Here is a 15,928-nt window from a genome sequence, read left to right as displayed (position 1 = left end):
CTCCAAAAGGGCCGCCAACAAGACAGCGAACACCTTTTGAAGAGTTCTGACTAATTGTTCCTCCAGCTCTTTTAATAAAGGCCATTCTGTGGTAAAATGTTTCATGGACTCTCTCCCTCCTGTTTTATTGATGTTGGTCATCACCATCATAGCAGGGAGAGAGTCCTTTTTGCATGACATTTGCTTTTTTCTACCGCGCTTCGCTTGGTGGCCCCGACGAGCGTCGCGAACAAAAGTTCGCAACCCTCGTCGGGGAATCATTCCTGAATGTCACCCACAAATATTTTACTCACACATTGATGAAATATTCCTGTTCTCTTATTAATTATTTAAAACATAGTTTTGTTTTCATTTAAACATTTGCGCAGCATGAACTGCTTTTTTCCATCCATCGTATAAATGTTGGCGAACATCAGTAGACATTTTTGGATCGAAGGCGCGATCAATGTTCCACTGCTTAGCAATTTCTTCTTTACTTTGCCAATATCCAACCGCAAGTCCTGCCAGATAAGCCGCTCCTAGTGCAGTCGTCTCATTAATCATTGGTCTCTCAACAGGCACACCGAGGATGTCGCTTTGAAATTGCATTAAAAAGTTGTTTTTCACTGCTCCGCCGTCTACACGCAATGTTTTTAACGTAATACCCGCATCCGCTTCCATGGCAGTTAACACATCTTTCGTTTGGTATGCAAGCGACTCAAGTGTCGCACGAATGAAATGCTCTTTTGTCGTTCCACGCGTTAAGCCAAATACCGCTCCTCGTACGTCGCTATCCCAATACGGTGTCCCAAGCCCTACAAATGCTGGCACGACATATACGCCATCTGTTGATTGCACTTTTATTGCATACGCCTCGCTATCTTTTGCTTCCTTAATCATTCGTAATCCGTCACGTAGCCATTGAATCGCAGATCCAGCAACGAAAATGCTTCCTTCTAGCGCATACTCGACTTTTCCATCAATTCCCCATGCAATCGTCGTTAACAAACCGTGATTCGATTGCACGGCTTTTTCCCCTGTATTCATTAACATAAAACAACCTGTGCCGTATGTGTTTTTCGCCATTCCTTCTTCAAAGCACGCTTGCCCGAATAATGCCGCCTGCTGATCCCCTGCGATTCCAGCGATTGGTACCTCTTGTCCGAAGAAATGGTATGGTGCCGTATGTGCATAAATTTCTGAAGATGGTCGAACATCTGGCAACATCGCTTTCGGCACTTGTAAAATGTCTAGTAACTCATCATCCCATTTTTGCTCATAAATGTTGAACATTAACGTTCTTGACGCATTAGAGTAATCAGTTACATGTACTCTTCCGCCAGACAGTTTCCAAGTAATCCATGTGTCAATTGTTCCAAACAATAAGTCCCCACGTTCTGCTTTTTCGCGTGCCCCTGCAACATGGTCTAAAATCCATTTCACTTTCGTTCCTGAAAAGTAAGCGTCAATGAGCAAACCTGTTTTTTTATGAAATACATCATTATACCCATCCTGTTTCAATTGTTCACAAATTTGTGCTGTTTGGCGTGATTGCCATACAATCGCGTTATAAATCGGCTGCCCTGTTTGTTTATCCCATACGACTGTCGTTTCCCGTTGGTTCGTAATGCCGATAGCCGCAATTTGTTTTGGTTCAATGGCCGCTTCCGACAATACGGTTGCAATGACAGCTAAAATAGAACCCCAAATCTCATTCGGATTATGCTCGACCCATCCTGGCTGAGGAAAATATTGTGTAAACTCTTTTTGTGCAATATGCACAATTTCCCCTTTTTGATTAAATAAAATAGCACGTGAACTCGTTGTCCCTTGATCAAGAGCTAAAATGTACATACACCGATCCCCCTTGCAAAAAAAGACCCACACCGCGATTCATAAAAACGCGTGTGAGTCTCTCCTCTCTCTCACTAACATAATAAACTTAATTATAAGACTAATCCATTTTGAAAACGCTGTCAATACATTTGTTACAGGGCAAAATATCGCCAAAGTTCGACATTTGATGTCGTTACAGCAACAGCCCCTGCGGCAAGTGCTGCTTCAACCTCTGTTTCATTTTCTATTAACCCGCCAGCGATAATGTCCTTCCCTGTTCGTTCATGAAGTTGAGAAATGACTTTCGGAACAACACCTGGCAACACTTCAATGTAATCCGGGTTTGTTTTTTCTACAAGTTGAACGCTTCGTTCAAACGCATTTGAATCAATAATAAATGTGCGTTGAATGGCGACAACGCCTTTTTGTTTCGCTTTCGTAATTACGCTGCTTTTTGTCGAAATCAATCCATATGGTTTGACGAGCTGACATAAAAATTCCGTCGCATATTCGTCGCTTTTTAGCCCTTGAATTAAGTCAACGTGAAGAAACATTTTTTTGCCATGCTCATTTGCGTATGTATACACACTTTTCAGCATACCGATATGAATATCTAAAAACACCCCATATTCGTAATTCATTTTGATGAGTTTATCAAAATCTTTCATCGAACGTACAGCAGGCAAAATACGTTGTCCGTTCATCCTTCCATCACCTTTACATAAAATGTGCGCGTTCTCGGCCCGTCAAACTCGCAAAAATAAATGCCTTGCCATGTCCCAAGAAGCAGTTGACCTTTCGTGACAATAACATGCACCGATGATCCAACCGTGCTTGCTTTCATATGTGCCGCTGTATTTCCTTCACTATGCCGATCAAACGCATGATGCCATGGATACAACTCATCAAAACGACGAATCATGTCTCGTTTCACATCCGGATCAGCATTTTCATTTATCGTCATTCCTGCGGTTGTATGTGGACAATAAACAACAACAATTCCTTCTTGTACTCCACTTTCTGTAACAAATGATTGAACAAACGAAGTAACATCTACAAACTCATCTCGCTTCGTTGTTTGAATCGTCCATCGCTTCATCATCATACCTTCCCACCTTTATTTCTATATACTTATGATCATACATATTTTCACAATTCTTTTCCATAAAAAATTCATGAACACCTAATCATAGTTAAAGCTCAGGATGATCTGGGCTTTAATCATATACATGGTGAGACGGAATGATATAATCTACCGAAATCACAGGCAAATCATGCTGTTCAACCGAGGCAACAATTAACCCTTGTTTGCTTACAATACCAAATTGTTCTTTCTGTTGTTCAAATGCTGCTTCGCTAAATGCTAAAACCGTTTGATATAGCTTTTCTTGATCGATTTTTTGCTTTCGTACATGATTGCTTAACTTAATGATGACTTCTTTTCCACAAATTTGACCACGATACATGCCGCTCACTCCCTTTCTATACTCCTTACTGTTAATGTTATGCACTGATTACAAAAATCCTCCTCTAAAAAAATTTTTTGAAAAAATCGCCTTTTTGTCTTGACTCTTCCTTGTCATTCGTGTATAGTCTAATTATCATCTAACTGAATATATGTCCTGCACCGATTGGTTGCTGTGGGTATATTCCGTTATATGAAAAATTTTTTCATTAGCCTATTGGCTAAAAGGTATTAGGAGGATTCAGTATTATGCAAAACGGTAAAGTAAAATGGTTTAACAACGAAAAAGGTTACGGATTCATCGAAGTTGAAGGCGGAGACGATGTGTTCGTACACTTCACAGCAATCCAAGGTGAAGGCTACAAAACGTTAGAAGAAGGTCAAGCTGTTTCTTTTGAAATCGTTCAAGGAAACCGTGGCCCTCAAGCTGCAAACGTAGTGAAATTATAATCGTCTGAGATGATTCATATATAGCTCGACGAAAAGACCAGCAAACGCTGGTCTTTTTTCATTACATACTCCCCTCCTTTCACACAAATACTACAAACAAGGAGGGATAGCAATGACACAAAATTCAAAAAAACCTTACCTTCAGTCCGATAGCGTATTTACAGAAATCGAAAATGCGCACTTGGCGGTTGAGTCAGCCAAAAAAATGGTGGCAGCAGCAACGATGAGCTTAGATGACCATGCGTTTAATCATGCAAAACAGGCAATTAAAAATGCCAAAGAAGCGATCGTGCGCGCCAAAGCAAGCGGTGAAGACCCGTTGTTGTTACAATGCGAAAAGGAACTAGCAGACGCACATCACCAATTATCAGAGACGATCAATCACATGTAACAACAGAGTGTCCCGAGTATACGGGACACTCTGTTGTTATGTTTTTTGTTTTACAAGCAACTGACCGTATTGTTGTATTTTTTCGCCTACTGTACATGTTTGAATGCAAAACGATTGCGCATACAATTTTCCACACTCTTTACGAAATGTTCTTTTCACAAAGCATCCTTCGCAATACGTATCAAACAATTCATTTAACCGAAGTAATATATCTTTTCGATTCATCGCTCACGCTCCAGCCGCATCGTACTCGTAATGATCGTTCCATGAAGCGCTTGTGTCGCTAATTGATCCGCTTCGCCATTTTGCTTTCTACGAATTGGTTCATAAATTGGTGAAATACAAAGCTTCTTCATTTTTTGTTCAATTCGCTCAACCCATCTCCCTTCGTCTGAAAACACAGGCCATTCATCAGATAATTGATGAAATACGACATGTGCATCTCCGCGAAAAACGACAGGTAAATGATGAACACCAAGATGTTCAAGCTGTTCGAGTAAAAAATAGAATGCTGCATACTCCGCTTCATTATTTGACTGCAATTCATCTAGCTGCGCATTTGCGCGTATGCGAAACGGATCGCCGTTTTGTTTATAATAAATAACAACGCCAACTCCCGCTTTTTTTGTTTCATGGTCAAAACCACCATCAAAATAGGCAACAATATCATGTGGCTCCGTTTCAATTTCTTTCATTAGCTTGATTAGCTCTTTCTTCGTCCATGCCACACCACGTGCATCAAAAAATAAAAGTTGTTTTACTCTTCCTGTTTTCTCTATATCTTCTGCAAAAGATAAAGCCTCCTCCACTTCCATTTCTTTTGATGTCCACACTATTTCCTGTTTTTTCGGTGTTACATACGTCCACTCCATAAACACCTTCATGTCGCTCACCTTTTCTTTTTAATTTTATTATAACAGTTTAGACAAAACATGATCTCAACTGTATAATATCTTTTGTGCCTTTATACTTTCATACAAGGGAGGGATCATCTTGTTCAATGAAACACTCGGTCTTTTTTCTGCCATCATTACATTTTCACTTGTATTGCTCATTTATCGTTTCTTTGGTCGTTCAGGTTTATTCGTATGGATCGGCTTTTCTACTGTTGTCGCTAATTTACAAGTCGTTAAAACGGTTGAATTGCTTGGCATGACAGCTACACTTGGAAACGTCATGTACGGAACCGCCTTTTTAGTGACTGACATTTTAAGTGAAAAATACGGAAAAAAAGAAGCACAAAAAGCGGTATGGCTCGGCTTTTTTACACTCATTTCACTCACGATCGTGATGCAACTTGCTTTACTATTTAAACCGCATACTAGCGACTTTGCTCAACCAGCGTTAGAAACCATTTTCGGCTTGTTGCCACGTATCGCACTTGGTAGTTTGCTTGCTTTTTTAATTAGTCAGTCACTTGATGTTCACTTGTTTCATTGGTTTAAAAAGAAATTCCCGCATGATTCCCAGCTTTGGATTCGCAATAACGGAAGTACGATGATTAGCCAATTGATCGATACGCTCGTTTTCACATCAATCGCGTTTCTCGGTGTATTCCCATTTCATGATTGGCTACAAATTTTTATTACGACATATGTATTAAAATGGATTGTCGCAACGTTAGATACACCGTTCGTATATATCGCCAAAAAAATATCCCCAAAACATATGGAATGATGGTAAAATGTTGTATGAGACTTCGGTCTTATACAACATTTTTTTGTAAAGGAGCGAAATATGAAGTATAGAGCAGATATAAGTTTATTGTTTGTTGCTTTCGTTTGGGGCGCTACGTTTGTCGTCGTTCAAAACGCCATTGCTTTTTTGCCCCCATTGTTATTTAATGGCGTGCGTTTTGCGATGGCAAGTATATTGCTATGGATTTGGGTATTTATCTTTGAACGAAAACCGCTAGATAAGCAACTTATACGCGCTGGATTTATTCTTGGCATTTGGTTATGTCTTGGTTACGCCCTTCAAACAGTCGGCTTATTGTATACTACTTCGTCAAAGGCTGGATTCATTACTGGATTAAATGTTGTTCTCGTCCCCCTTTTTGCATTTATTATTTTAAAACAAAAACCTTCGCTTAACGCTGTAATTGGAAGTGTATTAGCTGCATGTGGTCTATATTTTTTGACTGTAAGCGGAGATATGTCAATGAATAAAGGTGATCTATTCGTCTTTTTATGCGCCGTTGCTTTTGCATTACACATCGTTTCAACAAGCATCTATGCGACAAAATTTTCAGCTGTCTTACTAACAACCGTTCAAGTTCAGACCGTATCTATTGTTTGCTTTATATGTTCATATTTGTTCGAAGATTGGTCCGTTATTCCGCTCTCTACTTTTTTAAAATTTGACGTATGGATCGCTTTACTTATCACCGCACTGTTCGCAACAACAATTGCTTTCTTTATTCAAACGCATTTTCAACAATATACATCTCCAACACGTGTTGCTTTAATTTTTGCTCTAGAACCTGTTTTTGCTGCTCTGACTGCGTATATATGGAATGATGAGCGTCTTCAACAGGCCGCTTTATTCGGGGCTGCACTCATTTTATTAGGAATGATTTTTTCCGAACTTCCTCAACATATATGGCAAAGAAAAAAGAGCGCTCGCCTTTCATAGCGAGCGCTTTCTAGTTATGACATAAGATAACCCGCCTGTAACAATACCAAGAAACGCTCCGCCAATAACTTCAATTGGCTGATGACCAAGCCTTTCACGCAATAACTCCTCTTTTCGATCAAGCTTACCATCATCGTGAGCTCCTTTTATCTTTTCGATCTCTTCAGTTAACTCATTCACACGAATAGCTAGCTCCCCTGTTTGATGACGCACCCCTTGAGCATCGTACATAACAATTAAGCCAAAGATGGCTGCAAGGGCAAAATCTATGCTATGCACCCCCTTTTTTAAAGCAACATATGTGGCAAGTGAAGCAACTCCTGCGGAATGGGAACTTGGCATACCACCTGTCTCAAAAAAGAGTGACCAATCCCATTTTTTCGTTTTTCTTTTCGCCAATGGAATTTTTAAAAATTGTGCTAACGCAATTGTACATAATGCTGTTTGAATGGCTCGATTCATATCCTTGCCTCCTTGTATATATTTTTCGAAAAGACGGATACAATATGCACAGGAGGTGAACGTAATGAGCAAAAATAATGGAAGAAATCGCGGCCAAAACGCTCCAAGCGTCAATCCACAAGGATATGATGCTACATTTACGCCCGAGCCAAAAAGTGCATTAGAAAATGCGGCGAAAAAAACGAACAAAAAATAAAGAAGAGAGCGGTCTGCCCTCTTCTTATCGTTTTAATTTTTCACGTAATACCATCGGTAAAATACCGCCATGGCGATAGTAGTCAATTTCTACTTCGCTATCAAAGCGTACAAGCACTTCAAATTCCTTTTTGTTTCCTTGTTCGTCTGTTGCTGTTACTTTTACATAGTCACGCGGTTTGACATGTTCATCGATGTGTACTTCAAACACTTCTTTGCCCGTTAACCCAAGCGTTTCTGCATTTTCCCCTTCTTTAAATTGAAGTGGTAACACACCCATGAGCACAAGGTTGGAACGATGAATACGCTCAAAGCTTTCAGCGATGACAGTTTTAATGCCAAGTAAATATGTTCCTTTTGCTGCCCAGTCGCGTGAACTTCCCATACCATAATCTTTCCCAGCAATAACAACAAGTCCTGTGCCATCTTGTTTATATTTCATGCAAGCATCGTAAATCGACATAACTTCGTTGGTTGGCCAATATGTCGTATATCCACCTTCTGTACCCGGTGCAATTTGGTTACGAATACGAATATTAGCAAACGTACCTCGCATCATCACTTCATGGTTACCACGACGAGAACCATACGAGTTAAAGTCTTTCGGATCAACACCTTTAGAAATTAAGTATTGTCCTGCTGGTGTATTTACACCGATCGATCCAGCTGGAGAAATGTGGTCCGTCGTAACAGAATCACCAAATTTACCAACTACTCGTAATCCAGTAAGTGGTTTCACTTCCTCCACTTCTGGCGATAACCCTTCGAAGAATGGAGGGTTTTGGATATACGTTGAATGTTCGTCCCATTGATAAAGTGGCTCGTCCGTCGTTTCAATCGCATTCCAACGGGCGTTATCGTCGAATACTCGCTCGTATTCTTTGCGGAACAATTCCGGTGTCACCGCTTGTTTTACGACTTCTTTCACTTCTTCTGTAGACGGCCAAATATCATTAAAGTACACGTCATTTCCGTTTTGGTCTTTACCGATCGGCTCATTTAATAAATCGATATCAACTGTTCCAGCAAGTGCATATGCCACAACGAGCGGTGGTGATGCTAAATAGTTACCTTTGACGAGCGGATGAATGCGTCCTTCAAAGTTTCGGTTACCCGATAATACACTCGTCACAAGCAAATCATTTTCTGCAATTGCTTTTTCAAGCTCTGGAGCAAGTGGACCAGAGTTACCGATACATGTCGTACAACCGTAACCAACGATATTAAATCCAATTTGTTCTAAATAAGGAAGGAGTCCTGAATCTTTTAAGTATCCTGTAACGACTTTTGAGCCAGGCGCAAGCGATGTTTTTACGTATTTTGGAACTTTTAATCCTTTTTCCACTGCTTTTTTCGCAACTAAACCTGCTCCAATTAACACATATGGGTTCGATGTGTTCGTACAGCTTGTAATTGCAGCGATCGCAATCGCACCTGTTTTCATTTTTACTTCTTCGCCGTTTAACGTTACTGTCATTTCTTTATCAAAATCCGCTTCTGTCAAGCCAAAGCCTTGGTTTCCTTGTGGAGAAACTACTGCTTGACGGAACGATTCTTTCATTTTTGAAAGCGGAATTAAGTCTTGTGGACGTTTTGGTCCAGAAAGATTCGGTTCAATTTCTGATAAGTTAATTTCAACAACATCTGTAAATACTGGCTCCTGCGCATCTGGTGTATAGAACAAACCGTTTGCTTTGCAATATGCTTCAACGACTTGAACATGCTGCTCATCACGGCCTGTTAAACGCAAGTAATCAAGCGCTTCTGCATCAACTGGGAAGAAGCCGCACGTTGCACCATACTCAGGAGCCATGTTTGCTACTGTGGCACGGTCAGCTAACGGCAACGTTGCCACACCTGGACCGAAAAATTCAACAAACTTGCCGACGACCCCTTTTTTCCGCAGTACTTGTGTCACTTTTAACGCAAGATCTGTTGCTGTTGTACCGTTTGGTAACTTTCCTGTTAAGCGTACGCCGATGACTTCTGGTACTGGGAAGTAAGAAGGTTGTCCAAGCATACCTGCTTCCGCTTCAATACCACCAACACCCCAACCGAGTACGCCAATGCCGTTAATCATCGTCGTGTGAGAGTCTGTACCTACAAGCGTGTCCGGGAACGCTTCATATTCACCGTTCTCTCCTTCAACGACATGTACCACATTCGCTAAATACTCTAAGTTCACTTGATGCACAATACCTGTTGCTGGTGGGACAGCACGATAATTGCTGAACGCTTTTTGTGCCCATTTCAAAAACTTGTAGCGTTCTGCATTACGCTCAAACTCTAAATTCATATTGTACTCGAGCGCATCTTCTGTTCCAGCTTTATCAACTTGGACAGAGTGGTCAATGACAAGATCGACAGGAATTTCGGGGTTGATTTCATACGGATCTCCACCGATGTCCGCCATCGCTTTGCGCATCGAAGCTAAATCAACGACAGCGGGAACACCTGTAAAGTCTTGCAAAATGACGCGAGATGGTTTAAATGGAACATCTACATCTTTTAGTTCGCTCGTTCCCCATTTCGCTAAATTTTCAACATGCTCTTTTGTAATGACACGTCCATCAACTTGACGAAGTACTGATTCAAGAAGTACTTTAATCGAATACGGAAGACGTGATACGTTTCCAATTCCTGCTTCTTCAAGCGCTTGTAAGCGATAATAATGATATGTTTTCCCGTTTACTTCAAATGTAGAACGCGCTTGAAATACATCATTTTTCACCATTATGTATTACCCCCTTCTAACAAGTCATCTTCTCCCAAACCCACAAAATTCCTACGCTTTTATCTTAATACAATGCTCTACATAAGTAAATAATAATTGTTTATAAGTTTCAGATAAATGCATATTTTTTTGCTCTCTTTCCAACAATAGTTGTAGGAGGTGAAAAAAGATGGTAAAAAGAAAAGCAAATCATGTCATTCCGGGCATGAATGATGGAAGCGCCCAAGGAAAAGGCGCAGGTTACAATGAAGAACTCTCCAATGAACCACTTACTGAAGCACAAAAACAAAACAATAAAAAACGTAAGAAAAATCAATAATCCCGCTTGAAGCGGGATTATTCATACATATTCACTTCCTCGACAATCGCTTGCAAATCATTGCGAAATTGTTCAAGCTGTTTTCGTTGTTTTTCAGAAGCTACTTCAAGCGCATTGTTAATTTGCTCAAACGCTTCGTTTACTTCTTGTTTTAAATGATGCAATTGACTTCCATAATCTGCATCGCTTTTCACAAGATGATCGTACCATTCTTTCGCCTCCATTGTTCCTTGTTGGGCAGCTTCAAACGCTTGTTGCTTATTTTTATGATAAGGCATCTCATTCACTTCCTCTCTTTTTAATATTTATCGTGCCTATTCATGAGCGAAATATGCATAAATCTCATCTACCATGCCATCATATGAAGGAAGGGAGTGTATGGTATGAACAAAAATACAAGCAAAGATATGCGAAAAAATGCTCCAAAAGGAGATAACCCAGGACAACCAGAACCGCTTAGCGGATCGAAAAAAGTAAAAAATCAAAATCATACCCGTCAAAAGCATAACTCCAGTCACGATATGTGAAAGAGCTGACGCAACGTCAGCTCTTTTTCTTGATTCCGCTCTTATTTTTTTACATAATAAACGTTGAGGTGGAATGTATGCTAACAGGTTGGTTTTTATGGTTTATTTTATTTTGGGTCGTTTTTCTCCTTGTTACGATGTCAATCGGTGGCTTTTTTATGTTCCGGAAATTTTTAAAACGGCTGCCAAAAGAAGATGGGAAATCTGAATTAGATTGGCAGCAATATTACATTGAACAAACACGCCATCTATGGCCTGAAAAGGAAAAAGCGTTGCTCGAAGATTTAGTTCGTCCTGTTCCCGAACTGTTTCGGGATGTAGCTCGTCAAAAAATCGCTGGTAAAATCGGAGAGTTGGCGTTACAAGAAAAAGCGAATCGAATTACGGAAGATTTAGTTGTTCGTGGCTATATTCTCGCCACACCAAAACGCGACCATAAATTTTTAATTAAAGCTCTTCGGGAAAAACAAATTGATGTTACAAAATACGAACATCTGCTAATGAAAAAAAGCTAATCACCCTTCGTTGATTAGCTTTTTTCCGTTATTTCGCGTTGAAGACGACGATATGATGCATACATCGCCACTCGCCAAGGAACAATCATCGAAAAAGCGAGGATCCAAAACATTCCGGCAAGCTCTCCGTACTCAATGGTACGGCTTAAATATGTTTTTAGAGCTAAACGTAATACAATTAAACCAACAAAAATAAAAACGAACGCTTTTGAGCGTCGTAAATAAATTTCATTGCCTCGAACTTCAAACGAAGATGTCTTAATTAACAAAATAGAAAAAAGTGCCCCGATGAAAATGGCCTCTCCACATTCAAGCACCGTTACCCGAAACATCGGATGCACAAACATCAATGCACCTGTGCTCATAAAAATAGGCGGTAATATAATTTTTTTAGCGTTTGTCGGTTTTTCTGCCGCTTTCATTCGAATAAGAAAAACAAGTCCAGCCATCAATACAGCAAATACCGAACTAAAAATGGCCAAAATGAATCTCCCTCTCTTTTTTAGAGCAACACACGTTGAATCGCTTCAATCACGCGGCTTTCATCAAATGGTTTTACGATAAAATCAAGCGCCCCTGCTTCGATTGCTTCAACAACCATCTTTTGTTGTCCCATAGCTGAGCACATAATAATTTTCGCATGCGGATCGCGTTGTTTAATTTCCCTTACTGCTTCAAGTCCGCTCATCACCGGCATTGTAATATCAAGCGTCACAACGTCCGGCTTCAATTCCATGTAAAAATCAACAGCTTCTTTCCCATTTTCCGCTTCCCCAACAACTTCATGATTTGCTTTTTTTAAAATATTGGCTAACGTCATGCGCATAAATTTCGCATCATCCACAATTAAAATTCTCGCCATTTCCTTCCCCTCCACACCTTTAAAAACTAAAAACCTGTAAAACCACCAAATATATTTGTCACATAAATTGTAATTTTCGTCATCCAATCAAAAAATAATACGACACCCATCCCTACCATGACATATCCGCCGATTTTCATTAACTTGACATGATGTTTTCGAATCCACCCCATTTTTCCGATAAAAAAAGATAAGAACAAAAACGGCAAAGCAAAGCCAAGTGAATAGGCTGTCATATAAACAACACCTAAACTCGGATTCGTCGCCGCTAAGGCAATAACCGACACTAAAATTGGACCCGTACATGGCGTCCAACCAGCAGCGAATGCCATACCAATAAGAAAAGAACCGATGTAACCAGATGGACGATGTTGAAAGGATAAACGACGATCAGTCATTAAAAACCTCGGTTTAAAAATTCCGATAATGACAAACCCGAAAAACACCATCAATATTGCACCAATTTGACGAATGAGATCTTGGTATGTCTGGAAAAATTGTCCGAGCATCGACGTACCAAAACCGATAGCAATAAAAATAAATGAAAATCCGAGCAAAAAAAATAACGTATGTAACAAACTTCTTCTTTGCAACAACGCATAATCGGATTTTAAATCGCTAACCGACATTCCTGTGATATATGATAAAAAAGCTGGATAAAGCGGCAAACAGCACGGGGAAATAAACGAAAGTACACCCGCTCCAAACGCAACAAACAGTTGAATGTCCATATCATTGACACTCCATTTCTTCTTCACTTGCCTATATTTTATCAAAAAAATACAAATATGAGCAACAGCTTCTTCTCGTGCTAAAAAAGACACTCGTTGCGGAGTGCCTTGCCTTTTATTTTAATTGATTGTTCATTGCTTTCATCATTTGATTGATTTTCTTTTGCGATGGAGTCATGCCCATTTGCATCATCATCATTCGAATCATTTGTTCATTAATCGGTGGATTTTTCTTCAAGTAGCTCATCATTGTTTTACGCGCAATAAAAAATCCAAGCGCAACGCCGGCAGCAAGCGCTACAATGCCTACTAAAATCATTTCCCACATATTTTTTCCTCCTTCATGTTGTCTACATTACACTATACTAAACAATGACGGTTTGTACAATACGTTCAGTAAAAAATCTTTATTCGATAATAAAACGGGGAGTGCATCTCCCCGTTTTATTATTTATTTAGCAATGATTTGACACGTGCAACGACATTTTCCACTGTAAATCCATATTCCTGCATAATTTTTTCTCCAGGTGCAGAAGCCCCGAAGCGATCAATAGCTAAAATATCTCCTTCATCTCCTGTATATCTCTCCCAACCAAGAGATGCGCCCATTTCAATTGCAAGGCGTTTTTTTACATACTTTGGAATCACACTTTCTTTGTAATCAGCTGTTTGCGCTTCAAAACGATCCCATGAAGGCATGCTTACAACTGAAACATGAATGCCTTCATTCGCTAACGCTTTCTGTGCCTCTACAGCTAAGCTAACTTCTGAACCGGATGCTAACAATAATGCTTGTACTTCTCCTTGGGCTTCAGAAACAACATATGCTCCTTTTTTCACCCCTTCATAAGCGCGCTCAGCTGTCGTCGCTAGCGTAGGAAGGTTTTGACGTGTCAACACAAGAGCAGTCGGACGATCTGTCGATTCCAAAGCCAACCGCCATGCAGCAGCCGTCTCATTTGCATCTGCCGGACGAATGACACATACATTTGGCATTGCTCGTAAGGAGGCAAGTTGTTCAATTGGCTCATGCGTTGGACCATCTTCACCGACAGCGATGCTATCATGCGTAAATACATATGTGACAGGCAATCCCATCAGCGCAGCAAGTCGAATGGCTGGACGTAAATAGTCTGAAAAGACGAAGAACGTACCACCGTACACTTTCACACCGCCGTGAAGCGCCATGCCATTTAACGCAGCCCCCATCGCAAATTCACGGACGCCAAACCAAATATTGCGACCTGCATAGCTGCTTGGCAAGAAGTCTCCTGCCCCTTTAATTAACGTTTTGTTTGAACCGGCTAAGTCCGCAGATCCACCTAAAAATTGCGGTACAACTTTTGCGATGGCATTCAATACTTCCCCAGAAGAAGCGCGTGTTGCTAAACTTTTTCCTTCTGCATATATCGGTAATGCTTTTTCCCAGCCCTCAGGAAGTTTACCGTCAATCGCCATGCGTAATTGTTTTGCTAAGTCTGGATACGCCTTCTCATATTCAGCAAATAAAGCGTTCCATTCCGCTTCTTTTTTCTCTCCCGCTTCTTTCACTACTTTTTCAAAATGAGCATACACTTCATCTGGAACGTAAAAGTCTTCTTCAAACGTCCAATTATATGCTTCTTTCGTTAACTTAATTTCATCTTTCCCAAGTGGAGCACCGTGCACATCGGCTGTTCCTGCTTTGTTTGGTGAGCCATAACCAATCGTTGTTTTCACTTCAATTAATGTTGGGCGTTCTAAATCTTTTTGAGCTTCAGCAATAGCTTGAGCAATTTCTTCAATGTTATTGCCGTCTTCTACACGAATGTATTGCCACCCGTACGCTTTGAACCGTTGCTCTACACTTTCAGAGAAAGAAAGATGCAATTCGCCATCAAGTGAAATATCATTCGAATCATAAAGAACGATGAGGCGTCCAAGCTTTAAGTGACCTGCTAACGAAGCAGCTTCTGCAGAAACTCCTTCCATCAAGTCACCGTCACCACAAATTGCATATGTAAAGTGGTTAATCATTTCGAACTGGTCTTTGTTATATGTAGCTGCTAAATGACGTTCCGCCATCGCCATTCCGACAGCCATCGCAATTCCTTGCCCAAGTGGTCCCGTTGTTGCTTCTACACCTGGTGTATGACCGTATTCCGGATGGCCTGGTGTTTTACTCCCCCATTGGCGAAACTGTTTAATGTCTTCCATTGTAACGTCATAACCACTTAAATGAAGCAAGCTATACAGTAGCATCGAACCGTGTCCTGCTGATAATACAAAACGATCGCGATTGAACCATTTTGGATTGCGCGGATTATGGTTCATAAACTTCGTCCATAATGTATACGCCATTGGCGCAGCCCCCATCGGCATTCCTGGGTGACCTGAATTTGCTTTTTCAATTGCATCAATCGACAACGTACGAATCGCTGCAATCGATAATTGTTCAATAGAGTGTGTCATCATCTTCATCCTTTCATTTGCAAACATTCTCACCTTTTATGATATAGAAAAGTTCGTAAAATGTACAATGCTTCACAACATTTTTTTTGACAAACTAACGAAAAAAAGAGAACATCTATCAGTATGTTCTCCATCATGCGCATATTAATGCATTCGTTTTTTCTTACTATCTTTTAATTTTTTTGGAGTGACATCATTTCCGTTTGGATCAATGACTTTTACGTGATGCAATGTTTCGATCATCGACGCACGAAACGCAGCAATATACTCTGTGCGAAGTTGAAGCTGTTCTTGTTTTTCTTCAGCCGTAAGACCTTCCATTTTTGCTTTTTTAGCTAACGCATTAATTCTTGCTATTTTCTCAGGAGATAACATTT

23 protein-coding genes are annotated in these 15,928 nt (G+C 40.3%); 8 read left to right on the top strand and 15 right to left on the bottom strand.

The genetic code is table 11. The features are described 5' to 3' along the window. Positions 1 to 348: 348 nt before the first annotated feature. From glpK to LH47_RS07255, 4 genes are all read right to left on the bottom strand, one after another. Entirely contained in the window at positions 349 to 1,833 is a 1,485-nt protein-coding gene (gene glpK / locus LH47_RS07270) for a glycerol kinase GlpK (protein ID WP_043966078.1), read from the bottom strand. A gap of 134 nt (positions 1,834 to 1,967) precedes the next feature. After that, a complete protein-coding gene (locus LH47_RS07265) occupies positions 1,968 to 2,519 on the bottom strand; it encodes a glycerol-3-phosphate responsive antiterminator (protein ID WP_043966076.1) in 552 nt (183 codons plus the stop codon). After that, entirely contained in the window at positions 2,516 to 2,920 is a 405-nt protein-coding gene (locus LH47_RS07260; protein ID WP_084221277.1) for a secondary thiamine-phosphate synthase enzyme YjbQ, read from the bottom strand. The genes LH47_RS07265 and LH47_RS07260 overlap by 4 nt, the downstream gene beginning before the upstream one ends. 112 nt (positions 2,921 to 3,032) lie before the next feature. Continuing rightward, positions 3,033 to 3,281, bottom strand: coding sequence for a hypothetical protein (locus LH47_RS07255; protein WP_043966074.1), 249 nt, complete (start codon positions 3,279 to 3,281; stop codon positions 3,033 to 3,035). A 248-nt stretch (positions 3,282 to 3,529) separates the two neighbouring features. On the opposite strand from LH47_RS07255, the gene cspD reads away from it, so the two are divergent. Both cspD and LH47_RS07245 read left to right on the top strand, forming a co-directional pair. Continuing rightward, positions 3,530 to 3,730: a cold-shock protein CspD gene (gene cspD / locus LH47_RS07250; protein ID WP_003398931.1), complete on the top strand. Its 201-nt coding sequence runs from the start codon at positions 3,530 to 3,532 to the stop codon at positions 3,728 to 3,730. 112 nt (positions 3,731 to 3,842) lie between these two features. Next, positions 3,843 to 4,121, top strand: a complete 279-nt coding sequence (locus LH47_RS07245) for a DUF2564 family protein (RefSeq protein WP_043966071.1) — start codon at positions 3,843 to 3,845, stop codon at positions 4,119 to 4,121. 36 nt (positions 4,122 to 4,157) lie between these two features. On the opposite strand, the gene LH47_RS07240 is transcribed toward LH47_RS07245, so the two are convergent. Next, on the bottom strand, positions 4,158 to 4,346 hold the full coding sequence (locus LH47_RS07240) for a zinc-finger domain-containing protein (protein WP_043966070.1): 189 nt from the start codon (positions 4,344 to 4,346) through the stop codon (positions 4,158 to 4,160). Then, positions 4,343 to 5,005 (bottom strand): ribonuclease H family protein, encoded by a 663-nt coding sequence (locus tag LH47_RS07235; RefSeq protein WP_043966068.1) that lies wholly within the window; start codon positions 5,003 to 5,005, stop codon positions 4,343 to 4,345. The genes LH47_RS07240 and LH47_RS07235 overlap by 4 nt, the downstream gene beginning before the upstream one ends. Positions 5,006 to 5,114: 109 nt before the next feature. Between LH47_RS07235 and LH47_RS07230 the strand changes: the two genes are divergently transcribed. Both LH47_RS07230 and LH47_RS07225 read left to right on the top strand, forming a co-directional pair. Further along, the gene (locus tag LH47_RS07230; protein WP_043966065.1) at positions 5,115 to 5,798 is read left to right on the top strand and encodes a queuosine precursor transporter; all 684 of its coding nucleotides are present in this window, start codon (positions 5,115 to 5,117) and stop codon (positions 5,796 to 5,798) included. 60 nt (positions 5,799 to 5,858) lie between these two features. Next, the gene (locus LH47_RS07225) at positions 5,859 to 6,755 is read left to right on the top strand and encodes a DMT family transporter (protein ID WP_043966063.1); all 897 of its coding nucleotides are present in this window, start codon (positions 5,859 to 5,861) and stop codon (positions 6,753 to 6,755) included. Here the strand turns inward: LH47_RS07225 and LH47_RS07220 are convergent. After that, complete coding sequence (locus LH47_RS07220; protein ID WP_043966061.1) at positions 6,750 to 7,217, bottom strand: divergent PAP2 family protein; 468 nt, start codon at positions 7,215 to 7,217, stop codon at positions 6,750 to 6,752. The two genes, LH47_RS07225 and LH47_RS07220, sit on opposite strands and share 6 nt — an antisense overlap. Before the next feature lie 64 nt (positions 7,218 to 7,281). Between LH47_RS07220 and LH47_RS07215 the strand changes: the two genes are divergently transcribed. Then, positions 7,282 to 7,413 carry a Small acid-soluble spore protein gene (locus tag LH47_RS07215; RefSeq protein WP_021094632.1) on the top strand — a complete coding sequence of 44 codons (132 nt, stop codon included), beginning with the start codon at positions 7,282 to 7,284 and terminating at the stop codon, positions 7,411 to 7,413. A gap of 24 nt (positions 7,414 to 7,437) precedes the next feature. Here LH47_RS07215 and acnA read toward each other — a convergent pair whose 3' ends face one another. Beyond that, positions 7,438 to 10,146, bottom strand: a complete 2,709-nt coding sequence (gene acnA / locus LH47_RS07210; RefSeq protein ID WP_043966059.1) for an aconitate hydratase AcnA — start codon at positions 10,144 to 10,146, stop codon at positions 7,438 to 7,440. A gap of 169 nt (positions 10,147 to 10,315) precedes the next feature. Here acnA and sspO point away from each other — a divergent pair, with 169 nt between their 5' ends. Next, positions 10,316 to 10,465, top strand: coding sequence for a small acid-soluble spore protein O (gene sspO / locus LH47_RS07205; RefSeq protein ID WP_043966056.1), 150 nt, complete (start codon positions 10,316 to 10,318; stop codon positions 10,463 to 10,465). 17 nt (positions 10,466 to 10,482) lie between these two features. Here sspO and LH47_RS07200 read toward each other — a convergent pair whose 3' ends face one another. Continuing rightward, positions 10,483 to 10,743, bottom strand: a complete 261-nt coding sequence (locus LH47_RS07200) for a hypothetical protein (RefSeq protein ID WP_035066516.1) — start codon at positions 10,741 to 10,743, stop codon at positions 10,483 to 10,485. Positions 10,744 to 10,848: 105 nt separating this feature from the next. Here LH47_RS07200 and LH47_RS07195 point away from each other — a divergent pair, with 105 nt between their 5' ends. After that, a complete protein-coding gene (locus tag LH47_RS07195; protein ID WP_006318326.1) occupies positions 10,849 to 10,992 on the top strand; it encodes a small acid-soluble spore protein P in 144 nt (47 codons plus the stop codon). A 77-nt stretch (positions 10,993 to 11,069) separates the two neighbouring features. Continuing rightward, positions 11,070 to 11,507 (top strand): DUF2621 domain-containing protein, encoded by a 438-nt coding sequence (locus tag LH47_RS07190; protein ID WP_043966051.1) that lies wholly within the window; start codon positions 11,070 to 11,072, stop codon positions 11,505 to 11,507. Between the two features lie 14 nt (positions 11,508 to 11,521). On the opposite strand, the gene LH47_RS07185 is transcribed toward LH47_RS07190, so the two are convergent. The 6 genes from LH47_RS07185 to LH47_RS07160 all read right to left on the bottom strand — a co-directional run bounded on the left by LH47_RS07185 (position 11,522) and on the right by LH47_RS07160 (position 15,926). Next, positions 11,522 to 11,989, bottom strand: a complete 468-nt coding sequence (locus LH47_RS07185; RefSeq protein WP_043966049.1) for a CcdC family protein — start codon at positions 11,987 to 11,989, stop codon at positions 11,522 to 11,524. A 20-nt stretch (positions 11,990 to 12,009) separates the two neighbouring features. After that, a complete protein-coding gene (locus LH47_RS07180; RefSeq protein ID WP_043966047.1) occupies positions 12,010 to 12,369 on the bottom strand; it encodes a response regulator in 360 nt (119 codons plus the stop codon). A 26-nt stretch (positions 12,370 to 12,395) separates the two neighbouring features. Beyond that, positions 12,396 to 13,100, bottom strand: coding sequence for a cytochrome c biogenesis CcdA family protein (locus tag LH47_RS07175; RefSeq protein ID WP_043966045.1), 705 nt, complete (start codon positions 13,098 to 13,100; stop codon positions 12,396 to 12,398). Between the two features lie 115 nt (positions 13,101 to 13,215). Continuing rightward, positions 13,216 to 13,428 (bottom strand): YneF family protein, encoded by a 213-nt coding sequence (locus LH47_RS07170; protein WP_043966043.1) that lies wholly within the window; start codon positions 13,426 to 13,428, stop codon positions 13,216 to 13,218. 119 nt (positions 13,429 to 13,547) lie between these two features. Beyond that, positions 13,548 to 15,551 (bottom strand): transketolase, encoded by a 2,004-nt coding sequence (tkt, locus tag LH47_RS07165; RefSeq protein WP_043966081.1) that lies wholly within the window; start codon positions 15,549 to 15,551, stop codon positions 13,548 to 13,550. Between the two features lie 144 nt (positions 15,552 to 15,695). After that, entirely contained in the window at positions 15,696 to 15,926 is a 231-nt protein-coding gene (locus LH47_RS07160; RefSeq protein ID WP_043966041.1) for a DUF896 domain-containing protein, read from the bottom strand. Between the last annotated feature and the right edge of the window lie 2 nt (positions 15,927 to 15,928).

Origin of the sequence: Anoxybacillus thermarum (genome assembly GCF_000836725.1) — a bacterium.
GTDB classification, from domain to species: Bacteria; Bacillota; Bacilli; order Bacillales; family Anoxybacillaceae; genus Anoxybacillus; species Anoxybacillus thermarum.
This window is presented reverse-complemented; position numbering and strand designations above follow the sequence as displayed.

Bases quoted from the DNA above. Each gene is read 5' to 3' on its own strand.
- glpK (WP_043966078.1), bottom strand. From the start codon at position 1,833: ATGTACATTTTAGCTCTTGATCAAGGGACAACGAGTTCACGTGCTATT.
- LH47_RS07265 (WP_043966076.1), bottom strand. From the start codon at position 2,519: ATGAACGGACAACGTATTTTGCCTGCTGTACGTTCGATGAAAGATTTT.
- LH47_RS07260 (WP_084221277.1), bottom strand. From the start codon at position 2,920: ATGATGATGAAGCGATGGACGATTCAAACAACGAAGCGAGATGAGTTT.
- LH47_RS07255 (WP_043966074.1), bottom strand. From the start codon at position 3,281: ATGTATCGTGGTCAAATTTGTGGAAAAGAAGTCATCATTAAGTTAAGC.
- cspD (WP_003398931.1), top strand. From the start codon at position 3,530: ATGCAAAACGGTAAAGTAAAATGGTTTAACAACGAAAAAGGTTACGGA.
- LH47_RS07245 (WP_043966071.1), top strand. From the start codon at position 3,843: ATGACACAAAATTCAAAAAAACCTTACCTTCAGTCCGATAGCGTATTT.
- LH47_RS07240 (WP_043966070.1), bottom strand. From the start codon at position 4,346: ATGAATCGAAAAGATATATTACTTCGGTTAAATGAATTGTTTGATACG.
- LH47_RS07235 (WP_043966068.1), bottom strand. From the start codon at position 5,005: ATGAAGGTGTTTATGGAGTGGACGTATGTAACACCGAAAAAACAGGAA.
- LH47_RS07225 (WP_043966063.1), top strand. From the start codon at position 5,859: ATGAAGTATAGAGCAGATATAAGTTTATTGTTTGTTGCTTTCGTTTGG.
- LH47_RS07220 (WP_043966061.1), bottom strand. From the start codon at position 7,217: ATGAATCGAGCCATTCAAACAGCATTATGTACAATTGCGTTAGCACAA.
- LH47_RS07215 (WP_021094632.1), top strand. From the start codon at position 7,282: ATGAGCAAAAATAATGGAAGAAATCGCGGCCAAAACGCTCCAAGCGTC.
- acnA (WP_043966059.1), bottom strand. From the start codon at position 10,146: ATGGTGAAAAATGATGTATTTCAAGCGCGTTCTACATTTGAAGTAAAC.
- sspO (WP_043966056.1), top strand. From the start codon at position 10,316: ATGGTAAAAAGAAAAGCAAATCATGTCATTCCGGGCATGAATGATGGA.
- LH47_RS07200 (WP_035066516.1), bottom strand. From the start codon at position 10,743: ATGCCTTATCATAAAAATAAGCAACAAGCGTTTGAAGCTGCCCAACAA.
- LH47_RS07195 (WP_006318326.1), top strand. From the start codon at position 10,849: ATGAACAAAAATACAAGCAAAGATATGCGAAAAAATGCTCCAAAAGGA.
- LH47_RS07190 (WP_043966051.1), top strand. From the start codon at position 11,070: ATGCTAACAGGTTGGTTTTTATGGTTTATTTTATTTTGGGTCGTTTTT.
- LH47_RS07180 (WP_043966047.1), bottom strand. From the start codon at position 12,369: ATGGCGAGAATTTTAATTGTGGATGATGCGAAATTTATGCGCATGACG.
- LH47_RS07175 (WP_043966045.1), bottom strand. From the start codon at position 13,100: ATGGACATTCAACTGTTTGTTGCGTTTGGAGCGGGTGTACTTTCGTTT.
- LH47_RS07170 (WP_043966043.1), bottom strand. From the start codon at position 13,428: ATGTGGGAAATGATTTTAGTAGGCATTGTAGCGCTTGCTGCCGGCGTT.
- tkt (WP_043966081.1), bottom strand. From the start codon at position 15,551: ATGACACACTCTATTGAACAATTATCGATTGCAGCGATTCGTACGTTG.
- LH47_RS07160 (WP_043966041.1), bottom strand. From the start codon at position 15,926: ATGTTATCTCCTGAGAAAATAGCAAGAATTAATGCGTTAGCTAAAAAA.